This window comes from Vibrio sp. Y176 (assembly GCF_033438945.1).
Genome location: NZ_JAWOQS010000002.1, coordinates 68,261 through 83,079, shown reverse-complemented (window position 1 = coordinate 83,079; position 14,819 = coordinate 68,261). Strand labels below are relative to the sequence as shown.

Here is a 14,819-nt window from a genome sequence, read left to right as displayed (position 1 = left end):
TGCTAAGGTGACAACATGAAATCATTAAACATCGCGGTCATTGGCGAATGTATGGTTGAGCTACAGAAAAAGGAAGGTCAGCTAAAGCAGTCATTCGGTGGTGATACGTTGAATACCGCACTGTATTTATCTCGTTTGACCAAAGCTCACGATATCAAAACCAGCTATGTAACGGCTCTGGGTAACGATCCTTTTAGCCAAGAAATGCTATCAGCATGGCAAGAAGAGGGCATCGATACTAGCCTCGTTCTTTCCGTTAAAGAAAAGCAACCAGGTATCTACTACATCGAAACTGATGAAACTGGCGAACGTTACTTCCACTACTGGCGTAACGAAGCGGCCGCTAAGTTCCTATTCGAACAAAATGAGTCTCCGCTATTGGTCGACAAACTTTACTCGTACGATGCGGTTTACTTGAGCGGTATTACATTAGCGATCCTTACTGAAGAAGGTAAGACGCAATTGTTTGGCTTCCTTGAGCGCTTCAAGGCACAAGGTGGTAAGGTTATTTTTGATAACAACTACCGCCCTAAATTGTGGGAAAGCCGCGAGAATGCCATGTCTTGGTACCTTAAGATCCTTAAGCACACAGATATTGCACTGCTCACATTTGAAGATGAGCAAATGCTTTACGGTGACGAGCATCTAGAACAGTGCATCGAGAGAACCTCTGCACTGGGCGTGGATGAAATCATCATCAAACGTGGTAGCAAAGATTGCTTGGTTGTGGCGAATGGCGAAGCGCAATACGTGGCGCCAAACAAAGTCGACAACGTGATTGATACAACAGCGGCTGGTGATTCTTTCAGTGCGGGCTTCTTGGCGAAGCGTTTGACTGGCGGCAATGCTGCGGAATCGGCTTACTCTGGTCACTGTATGGCTGGCGCGGTAATTCAACATAAAGGTGCCATCATTCCACGTGAAGTGATGCCAGATCTTCCTTTGTAATTCTTTTGCGGAGCGTTGATTAATCGGCGCTCCGCAGTGATTTATTGAACTCAAGTTAACGACGACGAGTACACTTTTATGACGACATTAAACGAACAACTAGCAAACCTAAAAGTAATTCCTGTTATTGCCATCAACAAAGCAGAAGATGCGATCCCTCTAGGTCGCACTTTGGTTGAAAACGGTATGCCTTGCGCAGAAATCACGTTCCGCACAGAGTGTGCTGCAGAAGCGATTCGTGCTATGCGCGCTGAGTTCCCAGAAATGCTGATCGGCGCAGGTACGATCCTAACTAACGAGCAAGTTGACCAAGCGATCGAAGCTGGTGTGGACTTTATCGTAAGCCCTGGCTTTAACCCTCGCACGGTTCAATACTGCCTAGACAAAGGCGTGGCTATCGTACCTGGCGTAAACAACCCAAGCCTAGTTGAGCAAGCGATGGAAATGGGTCTGCGTACACTTAAGTTCTTCCCTGCTGAGCCATCTGGCGGCGTTGGTATGCTTAAAGCACTAACGGCGGTTTACCCAGTGAAATTCATGCCAACAGGTGGCGTGAGCCTAGGTAACGTAGACGAGTACTTGTCTATCCCTTCAGTACTGGCATGTGGCGGCACTTGGATGATTCCAACAAAACTTATCGATGAAGGTAAGTGGGATGAACTAGGGACACTGGTTCGCGACGCAGTAGCTCACGTAGCATAAGTGTCGTAACACCCCGATAAAACTAGCGAAAAGAATGAAAAGCGAGCCTCAGTGCTCGCTTATTTGTGTTTGAAAGCTTTAAAGAGGCGAGAGTTAAGAATCGCATTCATATAAATCCTACTTTCTATCCAATTTTTTCGAAACATCTCATTACGTTTCCTTCAAAGAAATGCCGCGCATTTTTGATCTTCAGACAAAGCACGAAGAAGAAAAATATTACATACTCTAATAAATTTCAATTAGATAATTTGTATTACAATATATTGAGGTGTTCTGAGTGGCAATTATCTCCTAGAAAGCCATTGGTCTAAGAAAGTAAGGGGTTTGACGTGTTTTTTTTCGTTGAATAACTTATGCTTTAGATCACAATTAAAGCTTATTGTAGTACAAATAGCGTTGTGAGGAGAGTAGTCTAGACGTTAGAAAATGATCAAACTTGAAAGGCTGAAAAAATGACTATTGATACTCTTGTTGTTCTTGCCTACTTCTTCTTCTTAGTTGCAATTGGTTGGATGTTCCGTAAGTTCACTACCTCAACCAGTGACTACTTCCGAGGGGGCGGTAAGATGTTATGGTGGATGGTAGGTGCTACCGCCTTCATGACGCAATTTTCAGCATGGACGTTTACAGGTGCTGCAGGACGCGCGTTCAACGACGGTTTCGTTGTTGTAATCCTATTCTTAGCCAACGCATTTGGCTACTTCATGAACTATCTCTACTTTGCTCCAAAGTTCCGTCAGTTACGTGTAGTGACGGCGATTGAAGCAATTCGTCAACGTTTTGGTAAGACTTCAGAGCAGTTCTTCACTTGGGCTGGTATGCCAGACAGCTTGATCTCAGCCGGTATTTGGTTGAATGGTCTTGCGATTTTCGTGGCAGCGGTCTTCAACATTCCTATGGAAGCGACCATCATCGTTACGGGTTTAGTGCTAATGCTAATGGCGGTAACGGGTGGCTCTTGGGCAGTTGTTGCATCTGACTTTATGCAGATGCTGGTTATCATGGCAGTGACGATCACTTGTGCGGTGGCGGCATACTTCCATGGTGGCGGTATTGGCAACATCGTGTCGAACTTCCACGGCGACTTCATGCTGGGTAACAACCTGAACTACTTCAGTATCTTTATCCTTTGGGTTGTGTTCATCTTTGTTAAACAGTTCGGTGTCATGAACAACAGCATCAACGCTTACCGCTACTTATGTGCAAAAGACAGTGAAAACGCACGTAAAGCTGCAGGTCTTGCATGTGTGCTGATGATTGTTGGTCCTATCATCTGGTTCCTACCACCTTGGTACGTTGCGGCATTTATGCCTGATTTCGCAGAGCAATACGGCTCAGTAGGTGGTGATGCAGCATACCTAGCATTCGTACAAAACGTAATGCCAGCAGGTATGGTGGGTCTTCTGATGTCAGCAATGTTTGCGGCGACCATGTCTTCAATGGACTCTGGTCTTAACCGTAACGCGGGCATCTTTGTGATGAACTTCTACAGCCCGATTGTGCGTCCACAAGCGTCGCAAAAAGAACTGGTTATCGTGAGTAAAGCAACGACTATCGTGATGGGCTTCATCATCATTGGTATCGGTCTATTCATTAACTCACTACGTCACTTGAGCCTGTTCGATATCGTACTGAACGTCGGTGCATTAATTGGCTTCCCAATGCTGATTCCTGTACTACTTGGTATGTGGATTCGTAAGACGCCGGATTGGGCTGGTTGGGCAACACTGGTTGTTGGTGGCTTTGTTTCTTACATCTTCGGTATCTCACTACAAGCAGAAGATGTAGAGCGCCTATTCGGTCTAGAGCAAGCGTTTACAGGACGTGAGTGGGCAGACCTGAAAGTTGGCTTGAGCTTAGCGGCACACGTTATCTTCACCGGTGGTTTCTTCCTGCTGACAACGCGCTTCTACAAAGGTCTATCACCTGAACGTGAGAAAGAGGTGGACCAATTGTTCGAGAACTGGAATACGCCACTTGTGGCTGACAGCGAAGAGCAGCAGAACCTAGATACAAAACAGCGCGGCATGCTTGGTAAGCTTATCAGCGTAGCGGGCTTCGGTATCCTAGCTATGGCTCTAATTCCAAATGAACCATCTGGTCGACTACTGTTTATCTTGTGTGGTGCGATTGTTCTCTCAGTGGGTGTTCTATTGGTGAACGCAGCACGAGGGCCTAAAAGCCCAAAGTTAGCTAACGCGAAAAGCTAACCAAAGTTAAAGACTCTCAATGAAAAATCCCGCGGTGTTAAAGCCGTGGGATTTTTTGATCACGCTGACTGAGAAAGCGTGGCGCATCGTTTGTTGTTATTCGTTGTATTGGGGAACTCCCAATAAGGTGCGACTATATTCGCATTAGAGTCGTCAGCCTAAAGCGAAAAAGCAATCTAACTTTCTTTGCACGCTGTGTTTACACTTTACACCCCAAACCTGATGCTTTGTCTATTTAAATAAATATGTGTGCCTTCTTAGCAAAGAAAAAGCATTAAATCAGACGTAGCTTTAATGAGGCGTACGCCAGAAATAGGAGAGAGGTTTTGAAGTGTTAGTGGAAAATATATAAGAGAATTGGAAGAGGCTGCCCTGCAAAACTTTAAAGGAGTGGCTAGGGTACCAAGGAGTGATGAGCGTCAGGGGAAAAACAAAAAAAGCCCAGCTACATTAGTAGCTGGGCTTTTAGTCACAACTGAGTGTGACTAAGCTTCTAGCTCTGCAAAGTAGTCGAAGATGACTGGAACGTCATTTTGACCAAGGCCTTTATCAACTGCTGCTTGTAGACTCTTAGAAGTGCCCTCTGCAATCAGGGAAGTTGTACCAAGCTCTTCGCATAGAGCAAGGAAGTAACCGAGGTCTTTGTTTGCGTTTGCAACAGAGAAGCCTAGTTTTTCTTCGCCATCTACGGCGTAAAACTTACAGAATTGCATAAATGGTGAGTTTGATGGTCCTGCAGACATGATGTCGAATAATTGTTGACCATCAACACCAGCACGTTTAGCAACAGCAAATGCCTGAGACATGGTTGCTACGGTTGTCATACCCATAAAGTTATTCACAAGCTTAGTTACGTGACCAGAGCCTAGTGCGCCAAGGTGGAATACGTTTTCACCTTGATCGTCCAGCACTGGCTTAACCTTATTGAATGTTTCGACGTCGCCTGCGGCCATGATGTTCAGTAAACCATCTTTTGCGTGGGCAGGTGTACGACCTAGAGGCGCATCAATCATACCAGCCCCTTTCTTAGCAAGGTCAGCGCCAATCTTCTTCGTTGAAGCTGGAATAGATGTACCGAAGTCGATGAGTGTTTTACCTTCTGACATGCCAGCTAGAACACCAGTGTCTCCGTAAACAACTTTTTCGACAACTTCAGATGTTGTTAGGCACAGCATCACGATATCACTTTTCTCTGCTAGCTCTTTACCTGAAGAAGCTTCAGAAGCGTTTCCACGAGCTAGTACTGCGTCAACAGCATCTTTATTGAGGTCCATTACAGCAACTTCGTAACCACGTTTCTGTAGGTTTTCAACCATGTTTCCGCCCATCAAGCCTAGGCCGATGAAACCAATGATAGGTTTAGTCATTTTAACTCCAAAAATACTATTGTATGATTATATTGCTTGTTGATAATCATAATGACTATTGTGGCTTTTGCAATTGAAAATTGTGAGCATAGCGGGCTTGGGATGGATTTTTTCTAAAAGTGAGATGTAAGTAAGGTTTGTGAGGGTTTTATTCATCAGAGTATATAAGAAAAGCGGATTCCTCACGCTTCCATTTTTATCGTGAACAAAGCCTTTAGGAGGCTTAAATAACGTAAAAATAAAATTTATTGTAATACAAGTGATTTTGTTTCAGCTAGAGGAATACTGTCCATACCAAAAAATGGATGAAACGTTACAGATGGGGTGAAAGGCGAGGTGGTATAAGGATAAGCCGCAGTACAAACATACTGCGGCCGTAATCAAATCAGTACTAAAGCGCACTTACTGATAGGTAAAAAGACTTATTGGTACTAAATGCCTAAAGCTTGACCACCACCAATTTGCAGTGTTTCTGCGGTAATGAATGATGCATCTTTACTTACCAGAAAAGAGATAGCAGAGGCGACTTCCTCTGGCTGGCCTAGGCGTCCAAGCATAATACTGTCTGCCCAAGAAGCAAATACTTCAGGCTTGGTTGCTTTGATTTGAGCATGGAATGGTGTATCGATAGTGCCAGGAGATACTGCATTGACACGAATTCCAGCCGGAGCTAACTCTTTAGCTAAAGCGCGAGTTAATGTATGAACGGCGGCTTTTGATGTACCGTAAATACCTGCACCTGGACCACCTGCATTCCAAGCCGCGTTTGAAGTGAAGTTGATAATTGATGCATTATCAGACTTTCTTAGAAATGGAATCGCTGCGCGTGATACGAAGAATGCACTATCGAGGTTTAAAGCCATGACTTTACGGAAAAAATCAGTTTCCATACCTTCAATAGGACTACGACCACCAAGACCACCTGCGTTATTAACGACAACATCGATTTTGCCGTATTTTTCACCAATAGCATTGATGTTTTCATCGACGGCATGTTCATCTGTAACGTCAAAACCGTAGTATTCAGCCTCAATTCCTGCGTTATGTAGTTTGGAGACACACTCCGAACCTTTTTCATCTTCAATGCCGTTTAGAATGACCGTGTATCCATCCTGACCAAGACGCTTTGCCACTTGGAAGCCGATACCGCCAGTAGCACCAGAAATAAATGCAATTTTAGTAGACATAATGGTGTTCTCTCATGTTTGTAGAGTTGGAAAGGATTTTTTATTTAACATAGAGTATTATTGTAATACAAATGAGTTTAATAAACAGAGAAACACCAACAATGAGAAGTCGATCACGTACTTTCTTGAGATGCTGACTCATCCAGTGGTATATATCGACTTTTACGGTCGTGTATGGTTTGTATTTAGTCAGGATAATTGGGATGCATAAACAATTGAGCTTATAGCTGCGGGCTTAGCTCGTTGGGCTGAGGTTTGTTTCTAGTAGAAAGAAAGCTGATTAACCGTGGGTCTTTGTTGCCAAACTTATGATTTCATTTAGGCTTGCCAAGTGATGGTTGGAGAACTTTGCCGAGAGGTTGAGTTTTAAGCGGGTAGGGAACCTTTTTAGGATCTTAAGTCTTTCAAGGTCATTCTGAATAGCGAGGGACGAGCGTGATTTAGAATCTCTTGCCCGAGCACGCTGTTATGATATATGACGCCGTTTCGCCAAGCGTTATTTATCACCATTATTCTGAAGAGTCGAGTTAGGACCTATTGGATAATGATTTTGACTAAGCTGAGATAAAAATGCCCGCTAAATCAGCGGGCACTTTTGTTTGCGTCATTAATGATGCATGTGTTTTTCCATGTGGCCTTGTTTCTCAACCGCCATTTCCACTTCAACCTTACCTGCGTTTTTGAAGGTTAATGTCATAGGGAAGCGGTCACCCTCTTTAAGAGTTTGTGTTGGGTTAAAAATCATTAAATGGAAGCTGCCTGGTTTAAACAACACAGACTCATTGGCTGGAACGCGCACTTCGTCAATCTTAATCATTTTCATCACACCATCTTCTTTCTTATGCGTGTGAATTTCGACATGCCCTGCGATAGGGCTTTCTGCTGCGATCAATGTATCTTCACTGTCACCGTGGTTGGTTAGTTGAAAAAAACCACCGATAACAGGTGCGTTTGGTGGCGCTTCTCGGCTCCATGGATGGTCGATATGAATTTTTCCTGCTTCATAATCGTGCGCTAAACTCAGTGGGCTAGCGATGACAGCAATAAGCGCGATAGCGGCGGTTTTAAATGATTTAAGCATGTGTTTTTCCTTTTGAATGAATAGCTTCTCTGAATGGACAACAAACAGAGTCATCGTTATTTTTGAATAAAGTTGTCAATGATTAGATGCCTGTTAGGCAGGAAAAACACTCGGCGGAGAGTGCTTAGGCGCGATGTGTTTGTAAACGAGCTTATCGCATTTTGAAAAGTGATAAGTCGTCAGTGCATACTTTACTCGGCGCAGCCAATGGATGGTTGTCAGGTAAAGCCCAATCGCAACCAAAAGAAAGAATTGAACAGCTTGAAGAAGCGGGCATTCAAACTGAAAGCCGTCGTGTAAGTTAAGATCTTGGATGAGCTTAGAAGAAGATTGAGCGTTAGCCTCAATCAACGTATTGATATCCACCCATTTGAAACCATCTGCGGTACACAGTAAAACCTTTTCACTTTGGACTTTGTTGAGCCAAGTTGTGCTGTGAACTTGTGTAGGGTTAAGAGCGGCTGTGGACGCTAAATACAACTGAAACAACACCGCGATAATAACCGCAATAGCGTGCAAGCGATGGTGTTTGTGCTGTATTAGAGTGTTTTCCATACAATTGAGTGCTTATCTTCTTCGGCGCGGGATACTAACAAATTAACCAAACAATGTAATTATCAGTTTACTAAAAGGTGATGCAAGTGTGCATTATTTGTTTTATTGCCTATTTTTAACGCTTTAATGTCTTGATTAGGCTGACATTCACAACCTCCAATTCAACTTGTCAGTCTTGCTTAGTCGCTTCTGAAGATACCGAATTAATCTCTCTTATATGTCACTGAAGCTTCGGTTAGTGGGTGTCGTGGTGGTGTTTTTACGTGCTAGATTTGGCTGATATCGATTCAAAATGCACACCGAATCTTCACTTGTTTTCCATTAACGGAATTATGACAGTAATTTAATAAAGGATACGGTATTCTGCGCTCCTTTGTACATGCCAGAAACGTCCGTCCTACTTAGTCGGAGGGGCGATTAATCTTAAGAAATTTCTCAAATGAAATACGAACAACAGATTGGATATCGATACCCTAAAGGTCGATTTGCCATGGTGAGTGTATATGCATTCACCGGTGCTGCGATTTTAGCATCGACTATTTTTTCTCTATTGCTGTTTTTGTCTATCGACGAAAATCCGATGATGCAAACCTTATTTGGTGGTTTAGCGATCATTTTTGAAGCGGGTAAATTTTACGCTTGGTATGAATACGGTGAGCGCCGAGCCCATCGCAACTACACAGGAGCCGCAACCGCTCTCGTGTTTTATTTAGTCTTAGCTGCGATTTCCATTGGCGGTAGTATTGGTGGCATTAATAGTGCAACCAATAGTGCACAAAGTCATATTTCGGTAGAGCAGGCGAAAGTGGAAGCGTTTAATCGTCAGATTGCGGCAATCGATAAGCAGATTGAGCTCAACAATATGGCAGCGCAGAAATACATCGAGATGGAGCGTATCGCGACTGGTGTAACTCGCATTCAGGATCAAAACAAAACCTTACGTGAAGAGCAGCAACGCTTGGCTATGGAGCGTGATAGTTTACCGCCAGTCACGCAAGGATCAGTGATTGGTTTAATTGATAGTCTAGCTAACGCATTTGGTACCACCTCTCAGCAAGCTCAGCTTGGCTTGGTTATATTTCTTTCGATTCTGTTGGACTTCTTTGCTGCATTTTTTGTTGGCTTGATTGGTGAAGAGCAACGGTTCCGATATTTCTATCGCAGAAATGAGGGCATGATATTGAAAACAGTTCGCGATATAGACCCAGCGCCTGCGGGTTATCTTCCTCATATAAAAGAGGAAGAAGAGCAAGAAATACCAGTAGCGCCGGAGCCAGAAGAACCAAAGGAACCGAAAACCTTGTTAGAGCAAGTTAGCGATGCACTTAAAACGCATCAAATTACGTGCACCAAAAAAGCCGTTGCTAAACAGTTTAGGCTGTCTGCGGAAGAGGTAGACGAGGTATTTGAAGAATTGGCAGAGCTCGGTTTAGTGGGGAAAAAAGCCAACCACCATTATCATTGGATAGGTGAAGCAGAGACCGCATAATTGGTTATCTATTAGAGATCGGAAAGAGCGTCAATCGGCGCTCTTTTTTGTATTAGCTCCCCATGAACTCGTTGTTAATTGTTAAATAAACTATGAGCAGTTGGTGATACAAACTACAAATTCATTTGGATATAAGTTGAGGTTAGATTTGAGATGTCCGAGACAGCTAGATATTCACGAGCAAGGTATATGTGTTTCAATACATAAATAATTTTCTATCACGGTACAGCGAATAATTCCGACGTCTCAATAGAGGGTATGAACTATGCGCATTCAGACGTTCAAGAGCTCTAAATCCCCGAGTCAAAAGGCTCTCTTTTTTCATTAAAGAAGTCATGATAGCGGTCTCGTGCTCGAAGGTGAACGTTAGAAGATATTCGAACCGGCCTTACTCGCCAGATCAGTTATTAATAAACCAATAATAAAATAGGCACCAATTTGATGCCTTTGGTGATAGCTGGACAACCCGGTTCCACTAATCTCTTTCTGACTTAAAACGATACTGTTCCGACAAGCAGACCAGAAGGCCAACTAAAGCTGAGACTAAAACTACACACACTTGGTAGCTGGTTTTCTCTACATTAAGATCGTTCAAAATCTCGGTAGTCGCAATCATAGGAAGCGTTACCGTGATCAACAAGCTAAATAAGCGAGAAACCCTAGATTTCTTTCCATGTCGCTTGGTATAGAAGTAATGCGCGTAATCCGAGTACATGATAAACAAGGAAACTAAAAGACCCAGTATCCAAAACATAGCTTACAAATCCTCTATTCCAAGCATGTTACGTCGTAACAACTCTTTCTTTGCAGCTAGCGCATCTGCCTCGTTAAAGCCTTTGAGTACACTAGCGAGAATAACAGCTACAAAAAATGCTCTCGCGCCAGCTTGTTGTGCAGTTGATGAGAGGCTGAGTTTTTTGAAAGTCTCTTCAGCGATGTGCACTGAAGCCATTTCTTTAATCAATGCAGCCCCTTGACCTTTTGATAGTGCGTATATAACAGCTGCCATAAAGCCGACCTCAAGTTTAATATCGATGGTGATAAACCATGTAGAAAGGAAATTTGCAACTGCTTTATGAGTATTAAAATACTGGCGCAGCTCACCATCTGATAGGCTCCAAGGGTTCCACATTGGCTTTGCAATACTTTGCGCTACCAGCATTTTAATCTTACCGAAAAATTTCGAACTCCCTAAAGCCTGTACCTGCTCAAGGACTTTTCTTTGGTCGAGTCTATTGAGCTGTCGATACAAAATGAGACCTGTGATTATAGGCAAAACCTTTTCTCTGTTGTTTCTGATGAACTCAAATCGACATCTAAGCCAGTCAGTACCGCCAATTGAACTACAGTTCGGTTTTTAGAGTCTGTTCACTATAACCTCTAACCATCGTTAAACCGATATAGTATGTGTACAATATAGGCAAGCAATCCGTATGCAATGCATTACGCATTTAGTTAGACTCAAAGTCTCAAAGTTAGGAGAAACTATTACTAATTTTTGAACTTGTGTAGTAAAAATAGTGTGTGGTCAAATGCAGGTTTTTGAATATGAAAAACCAAGATTAGACGTGTGCTTCAAACAACTGGTAAATCACCACTTTATTCTAGGAAAATGTTTTCTACGCTCAAACATCTATGATGTAGGTATCAATCTTTATTGAGCTTTTTGGTTACGTCTTTCACCGTTTTCTTCTCTTTTTCCGGTGTCATTGCATCAACAGCTTTACCCGCCACCCCTTCATCTGGCAATTTGTCTTTTCCTGCATCAACTGCGGTATCTTTCAGTGCCTCTTTAGGCGTACAGCGACCCCCAACACCAACCACGGCTTTTGTCGCAGCGGCTTTAGCTGCCTTTTCTGCATCGCAGTCAGGATCCATAACGCTAGCTAAGCTCGTGGCTGAACCAAAAAACAAGATTAACAAAATGAGGTTGCGTTTTTTCATATTCGTCACCAATGTTGTGAAACATAGGTAAAGTGTAACGGAGAGAAAAGGCTTTGGCTGAGAATTTGTTGGTTTGAGCTTGGGAAGCAAAGTAAGGTGAAAAGAAAAAGTGCCACCGAAGTGACACTTTTTCTTAAGCGTAGAAGGGATTAGTAGTCGTAAACGTCTAACTCCACTTCACGGGCAATATTTTGCTCGTTAATGATCACACCTTCGACTTCGACACGAGTACCATTTAGGTTAAGTTCTTCAATGCCTTGGAAGCGTGTTTGTGCATCAATCACAACGGTGGTGTTACTTAGTACTTGATCAGCATCATTCTCACAATGCTCAATTTCAAACACTCTTGAATCAGCATCGTAGTTTGATACATAGCCTTCACATTCAAACTCTTTACCCCGCCATTGGTTGTCATTGTCAAACTCCGACCGCTCAAATTCGATGACGGTAGCTGTGCGTTTGCCATTTTTCATCACAGAGGTCACTTCTACTTCTTGACCTTGTTCTAGATTAGCTTTGCTACCATCCTCAAATCGTGTTGCGTTATCGATGAAGAATGCACCTCGGTAGTTTAGTGAGAACTCACTGTAGTCATTTGCAACCCAAGTGACGATGCCTTCCACATCGCTGTCATTGCTTATGACGTCGTAGCCTTCAACTTCTACCTCATGTGCCATGAAGATACCGTTTTGCATTTCACCTTCTACTTCCACCCATTGGCCGATGCTAAGTTGGCTAATGTTGTCGTAAGATACGGTTATATTTGTACCAAGCTCAAACGTGCCAGCATTTTCATCGATACTGGTAATACGGCCTTCCAGTTCGTAGTCGTTATCAAGTACTGGGTAATCGTTATCTACGTCGAGTTCGACCACAGACAACACTCGATAACCCGCATCCGCAGTCGGCAAGGATGACACCATCACCCAGTCGTTGACCTCTATATCATCACTTAAACCGTCAAACTGCAGATCTACGCCGTTTACCGTAAATGTTTTCTTCACATGATCAATCGCTGTGACACGTCCTGTAATGGTTGGTTCAAGTGTGACTCGGACGCCATTATTCGAAGCTTGCCGAATATCTGACCCCACGCGAACCACCATTTTTGGTTTTACATCGGCCAGTTGCACTTGTGTGTCGTCATAAACCACCTCAGACACACGATACGTATGTCCATTGACGGTTAACGTGCTTTCTTCAGCGTTGACCGCTTCAACAGAGCCAATCGCTACACTTGGTTTCACTGCTGGTTGAGTTGATGTGCTATCGCTATTGCTGCCACCACCTGAACCACCACAACCAGACAATGCCAAACCTACTACAGAAATAAGAGCGAGTTTTTTCATTGTATTAACCTCAATTTACGAGCGAGTTTAGGAAATTGCCTGTATCTTATTGGGCATATCGTGAAGAGATCGTGAAGAAATGTGATTTTATGAAAATTTTAATTGTAGATGACAACCATAACGTCTCGGAGACGATTGCAGACTATCTTGAGCTAGAAGGCATGATTATCGATTGTGCGTTTCATGGAGAGGCTGCGATTAAGTTAATCGAGGAAAATCATTACGATGTAATCATCATGGATATCATGATGCCGAAGCTCGATGGCATCAGTACGGTACAGAAGCTTCGACAAGATAAGTTATGTGGAACGCCAATTCTCTTCCTAACGGCAAAAGATACGCTAGATGACAAAATCGCGGCTTTTAAAGCGGGGGGAGATGACTATTTAATGAAGCCATTTGCGATGGAAGAGCTCAGTTTGCGTGCTCATGCTTTGGCTAATCGTGGTCCAAGACAAGATATCGGAACGCTCAAATTTGCAGATATTTGTTTAGATGCGCGTACAGGAAAAGTAACGAGAAAAGACAAAGAAATTAAGCTGAGTCGAATTCAAACTAAAATTTTAAAATTGCTCCTCCAACGTGCTCCAGCAGCGGTCTCGCGCACAGAAGTGATCGATAGTGTATGGGGAGACGAACCACCCGGAAGTGATGCACTTCGTAGCCATATTTACGGTTTAAGAACCGCGCTAGACAAAGGTTTTGAAGAATCACGATTAGAGACTATTCATGGACAAGGTTACCGACTTAAAGCATAACGAATATCCAAGCATTTATCGCAAGATCCGTTGGGGTTTTGGGGTCATGACGTTTGTGATGTTTACTCTTTTTTGGTCGCTGATTTATGTGGCAGAAAACAAACTGGAAGTGCTGAGTTTACATCACTGGCTAGATACTGAAGCTGCGCTTTATAGTGAGAATTTCGAGAAACAGGGCTGGGATGCGCCATTGCCAAACGTATTGGAATTCAACTCATATTGGAGTGAAGCACCGACACCCGATTGGTTGCTCTCTTTTACTTCACCTGGTTTTTACGAATACCTGCTTGGTGAAGAAGACAAACACTTTGTTGTATTGAACCATCCCTCAGGGAAGGGGCTTATGTACATTGTGTTTCAAGATGACTCAGATGATTACTTGGACGAATACGAAAGCTCGCTGCATCAGTTTACGCTGCTGCTCGGTGGTTTGTTTTCATTTGTCATGGTTGGGTATGGCATTTACATGGTTCGAATATTGTCTCGGCCATTAGCGCAAATTGAAGACAAAATTAGCCAAATGTCACCGGATCAACCCGCTTTCCAAGTTGAAACTAAGTTCAGCGAAACACGCCAGATAGAGCAGACTTTGCTGGATAATAAGAACGATATCGCGGGCTATTTCAAACGAGAACAAGAATTTAGTCGTTTTGCATCACATGAGTTGAGAACGCCAATTATGGTGATAAAAGGCTCAACAGACATTCTGACGCGTATTCCTGATCAACCTCGAATTGCGCAAAAAGCCATCACGAGGATGCAGTCAGCTTGTGACGAGATGCGTGTACTGACAGAAGCGTTTCTCTTACTTGGTAAAGAGAAAATAGAGCCTCAGCATTACGGAGAGCATCAGCTTCTCACTTGTTTACAAAAACAGTTGGAAGAGCTAGCGCCTTTATTTGCCAAGCAAGATTCGAACTACGCTTTGCACGAACAACATAGTGGTGTCGTGAATGCACCGGAGAGTTTTGTGACCATTGTAATCAACAATCTGATTAAAAACGCCTTTAGCTATAGTGTGGGAGATATTGAAATTGAGTTGAAAGGTCATGCGCTTAAGATCCTAAACCGTCACGATGGCAACGAGACGTACAATGCTGGTTATGGTTGTGGGCTTGTTATCGTACAACGAATATGTGAACGGATGGGGTGGGCGTTAGTACTGGACGATGATGGTGTTCGATTTAGTGCAAAAGTGGAGTTCTGCTCTTAGCTTTGCGCGTATTGAT

Annotated in this window: 14 protein-coding genes; 6 read left to right on the top strand and 8 right to left on the bottom strand. The window is 43.3% G+C overall.

Annotated elements, in window-relative coordinates; all coding sequences use genetic code 11:
* Positions 1 to 15: 15 nt before the first annotated feature.
* The 3 genes from R7O13_RS04675 (at position 16) to R7O13_RS04665 (ending at position 3,860) form a co-directional block, all read left to right on the top strand.
* Positions 16 to 948, top strand: a complete 933-nt coding sequence (locus tag R7O13_RS04675; RefSeq protein WP_005437155.1) for a sugar kinase — start codon at positions 16 to 18, stop codon at positions 946 to 948.
* 78 nt (positions 949 to 1,026) lie between these two features.
* Entirely contained in the window at positions 1,027 to 1,650 is a 624-nt protein-coding gene (locus tag R7O13_RS04670; protein WP_151515490.1) for a bifunctional 4-hydroxy-2-oxoglutarate aldolase/2-dehydro-3-deoxy-phosphogluconate aldolase, read from the top strand.
* 452 nt (positions 1,651 to 2,102) lie between these two features.
* Positions 2,103 to 3,860 carry a sodium:solute symporter family protein gene (locus R7O13_RS04665; protein ID WP_005388503.1) on the top strand — a complete coding sequence of 586 codons (1,758 nt, stop codon included), beginning with the start codon at positions 2,103 to 2,105 and terminating at the stop codon, positions 3,858 to 3,860.
* A 485-nt stretch (positions 3,861 to 4,345) separates the two neighbouring features.
* On the opposite strand, the gene R7O13_RS04660 is transcribed toward R7O13_RS04665, so the two are convergent.
* From R7O13_RS04660 to R7O13_RS04645, 4 genes are all read right to left on the bottom strand, one after another.
* Entirely contained in the window at positions 4,346 to 5,242 is an 897-nt protein-coding gene (locus tag R7O13_RS04660) for an NAD(P)-dependent oxidoreductase (protein WP_372051950.1), read from the bottom strand.
* A gap of 416 nt (positions 5,243 to 5,658) precedes the next feature.
* Positions 5,659 to 6,414, bottom strand: a complete 756-nt coding sequence (locus R7O13_RS04655; protein ID WP_017821229.1) for an SDR family NAD(P)-dependent oxidoreductase — start codon at positions 6,412 to 6,414, stop codon at positions 5,659 to 5,661.
* A gap of 607 nt (positions 6,415 to 7,021) precedes the next feature.
* Positions 7,022 to 7,495 carry a copper chaperone PCu(A)C gene (locus R7O13_RS04650; RefSeq protein ID WP_085568981.1) on the bottom strand — a complete coding sequence of 158 codons (474 nt, stop codon included), beginning with the start codon at positions 7,493 to 7,495 and terminating at the stop codon, positions 7,022 to 7,024.
* A gap of 93 nt (positions 7,496 to 7,588) precedes the next feature.
* Positions 7,589 to 8,050, bottom strand: a complete 462-nt coding sequence (locus R7O13_RS04645) for a hypothetical protein (RefSeq protein WP_005388493.1) — start codon at positions 8,048 to 8,050, stop codon at positions 7,589 to 7,591.
* A gap of 439 nt (positions 8,051 to 8,489) precedes the next feature.
* Here R7O13_RS04645 and R7O13_RS04640 point away from each other — a divergent pair, with 439 nt between their 5' ends.
* The gene (locus tag R7O13_RS04640) at positions 8,490 to 9,539 is read left to right on the top strand and encodes a Preprotein translocase subunit SecY (protein WP_132936400.1); all 1,050 of its coding nucleotides are present in this window, start codon (positions 8,490 to 8,492) and stop codon (positions 9,537 to 9,539) included.
* A 475-nt stretch (positions 9,540 to 10,014) separates the two neighbouring features.
* On the opposite strand, the gene R7O13_RS04635 is transcribed toward R7O13_RS04640, so the two are convergent.
* From R7O13_RS04635 to R7O13_RS04620, 4 genes are all read right to left on the bottom strand, one after another.
* Positions 10,015 to 10,293 carry a hypothetical protein gene (locus R7O13_RS04635; protein WP_080996836.1) on the bottom strand — a complete coding sequence of 93 codons (279 nt, stop codon included), beginning with the start codon at positions 10,291 to 10,293 and terminating at the stop codon, positions 10,015 to 10,017.
* Between the two features lie 3 nt (positions 10,294 to 10,296).
* Positions 10,297 to 10,791, bottom strand: coding sequence for a hypothetical protein (locus tag R7O13_RS04630; RefSeq protein WP_250155350.1), 495 nt, complete (start codon positions 10,789 to 10,791; stop codon positions 10,297 to 10,299).
* Positions 10,792 to 11,186: 395 nt separating this feature from the next.
* A complete protein-coding gene (locus R7O13_RS04625; protein ID WP_005375845.1) occupies positions 11,187 to 11,483 on the bottom strand; it encodes a hypothetical protein in 297 nt (98 codons plus the stop codon).
* Between the two features lie 149 nt (positions 11,484 to 11,632).
* A complete protein-coding gene (locus tag R7O13_RS04620) occupies positions 11,633 to 12,832 on the bottom strand; it encodes a DUF5666 domain-containing protein (RefSeq protein WP_318303143.1) in 1,200 nt (399 codons plus the stop codon).
* Positions 12,833 to 12,921: 89 nt separating this feature from the next.
* Between R7O13_RS04620 and R7O13_RS04615 the strand changes: the two genes are divergently transcribed.
* Positions 12,922 to 13,590, top strand: a complete 669-nt coding sequence (locus R7O13_RS04615; RefSeq protein WP_064369211.1) for a response regulator transcription factor — start codon at positions 12,922 to 12,924, stop codon at positions 13,588 to 13,590.
* A complete protein-coding gene (locus R7O13_RS04610; RefSeq protein ID WP_318303142.1) occupies positions 13,562 to 14,803 on the top strand; it encodes a HAMP domain-containing sensor histidine kinase in 1,242 nt (413 codons plus the stop codon). Before R7O13_RS04615 ends, R7O13_RS04610 begins: the two co-directional genes overlap by 29 nt.
* Positions 14,804 to 14,819 lie beyond the last annotated feature (16 nt).

Bases quoted from the DNA above. Each gene is read 5' to 3' on its own strand.
- R7O13_RS04675 (WP_005437155.1), top strand. From the start codon at position 16: ATGAAATCATTAAACATCGCGGTCATTGGCGAATGTATGGTTGAGCTA.
- R7O13_RS04670 (WP_151515490.1), top strand. From the start codon at position 1,027: ATGACGACATTAAACGAACAACTAGCAAACCTAAAAGTAATTCCTGTT.
- R7O13_RS04665 (WP_005388503.1), top strand. From the start codon at position 2,103: ATGACTATTGATACTCTTGTTGTTCTTGCCTACTTCTTCTTCTTAGTT.
- R7O13_RS04655 (WP_017821229.1), bottom strand. From the start codon at position 6,414: ATGTCTACTAAAATTGCATTTATTTCTGGTGCTACTGGCGGTATCGGC.
- R7O13_RS04650 (WP_085568981.1), bottom strand. From the start codon at position 7,495: ATGCTTAAATCATTTAAAACCGCCGCTATCGCGCTTATTGCTGTCATC.
- R7O13_RS04645 (WP_005388493.1), bottom strand. From the start codon at position 8,050: ATGGAAAACACTCTAATACAGCACAAACACCATCGCTTGCACGCTATT.
- R7O13_RS04640 (WP_132936400.1), top strand. From the start codon at position 8,490: ATGAAATACGAACAACAGATTGGATATCGATACCCTAAAGGTCGATTT.
- R7O13_RS04635 (WP_080996836.1), bottom strand. From the start codon at position 10,293: ATGTTTTGGATACTGGGTCTTTTAGTTTCCTTGTTTATCATGTACTCG.
- R7O13_RS04625 (WP_005375845.1), bottom strand. From the start codon at position 11,483: ATGAAAAAACGCAACCTCATTTTGTTAATCTTGTTTTTTGGTTCAGCC.
- R7O13_RS04620 (WP_318303143.1), bottom strand. From the start codon at position 12,832: ATGAAAAAACTCGCTCTTATTTCTGTAGTAGGTTTGGCATTGTCTGGT.
- R7O13_RS04615 (WP_064369211.1), top strand. From the start codon at position 12,922: ATGAAAATTTTAATTGTAGATGACAACCATAACGTCTCGGAGACGATT.
- R7O13_RS04610 (WP_318303142.1), top strand. From the start codon at position 13,562: ATGGACAAGGTTACCGACTTAAAGCATAACGAATATCCAAGCATTTAT.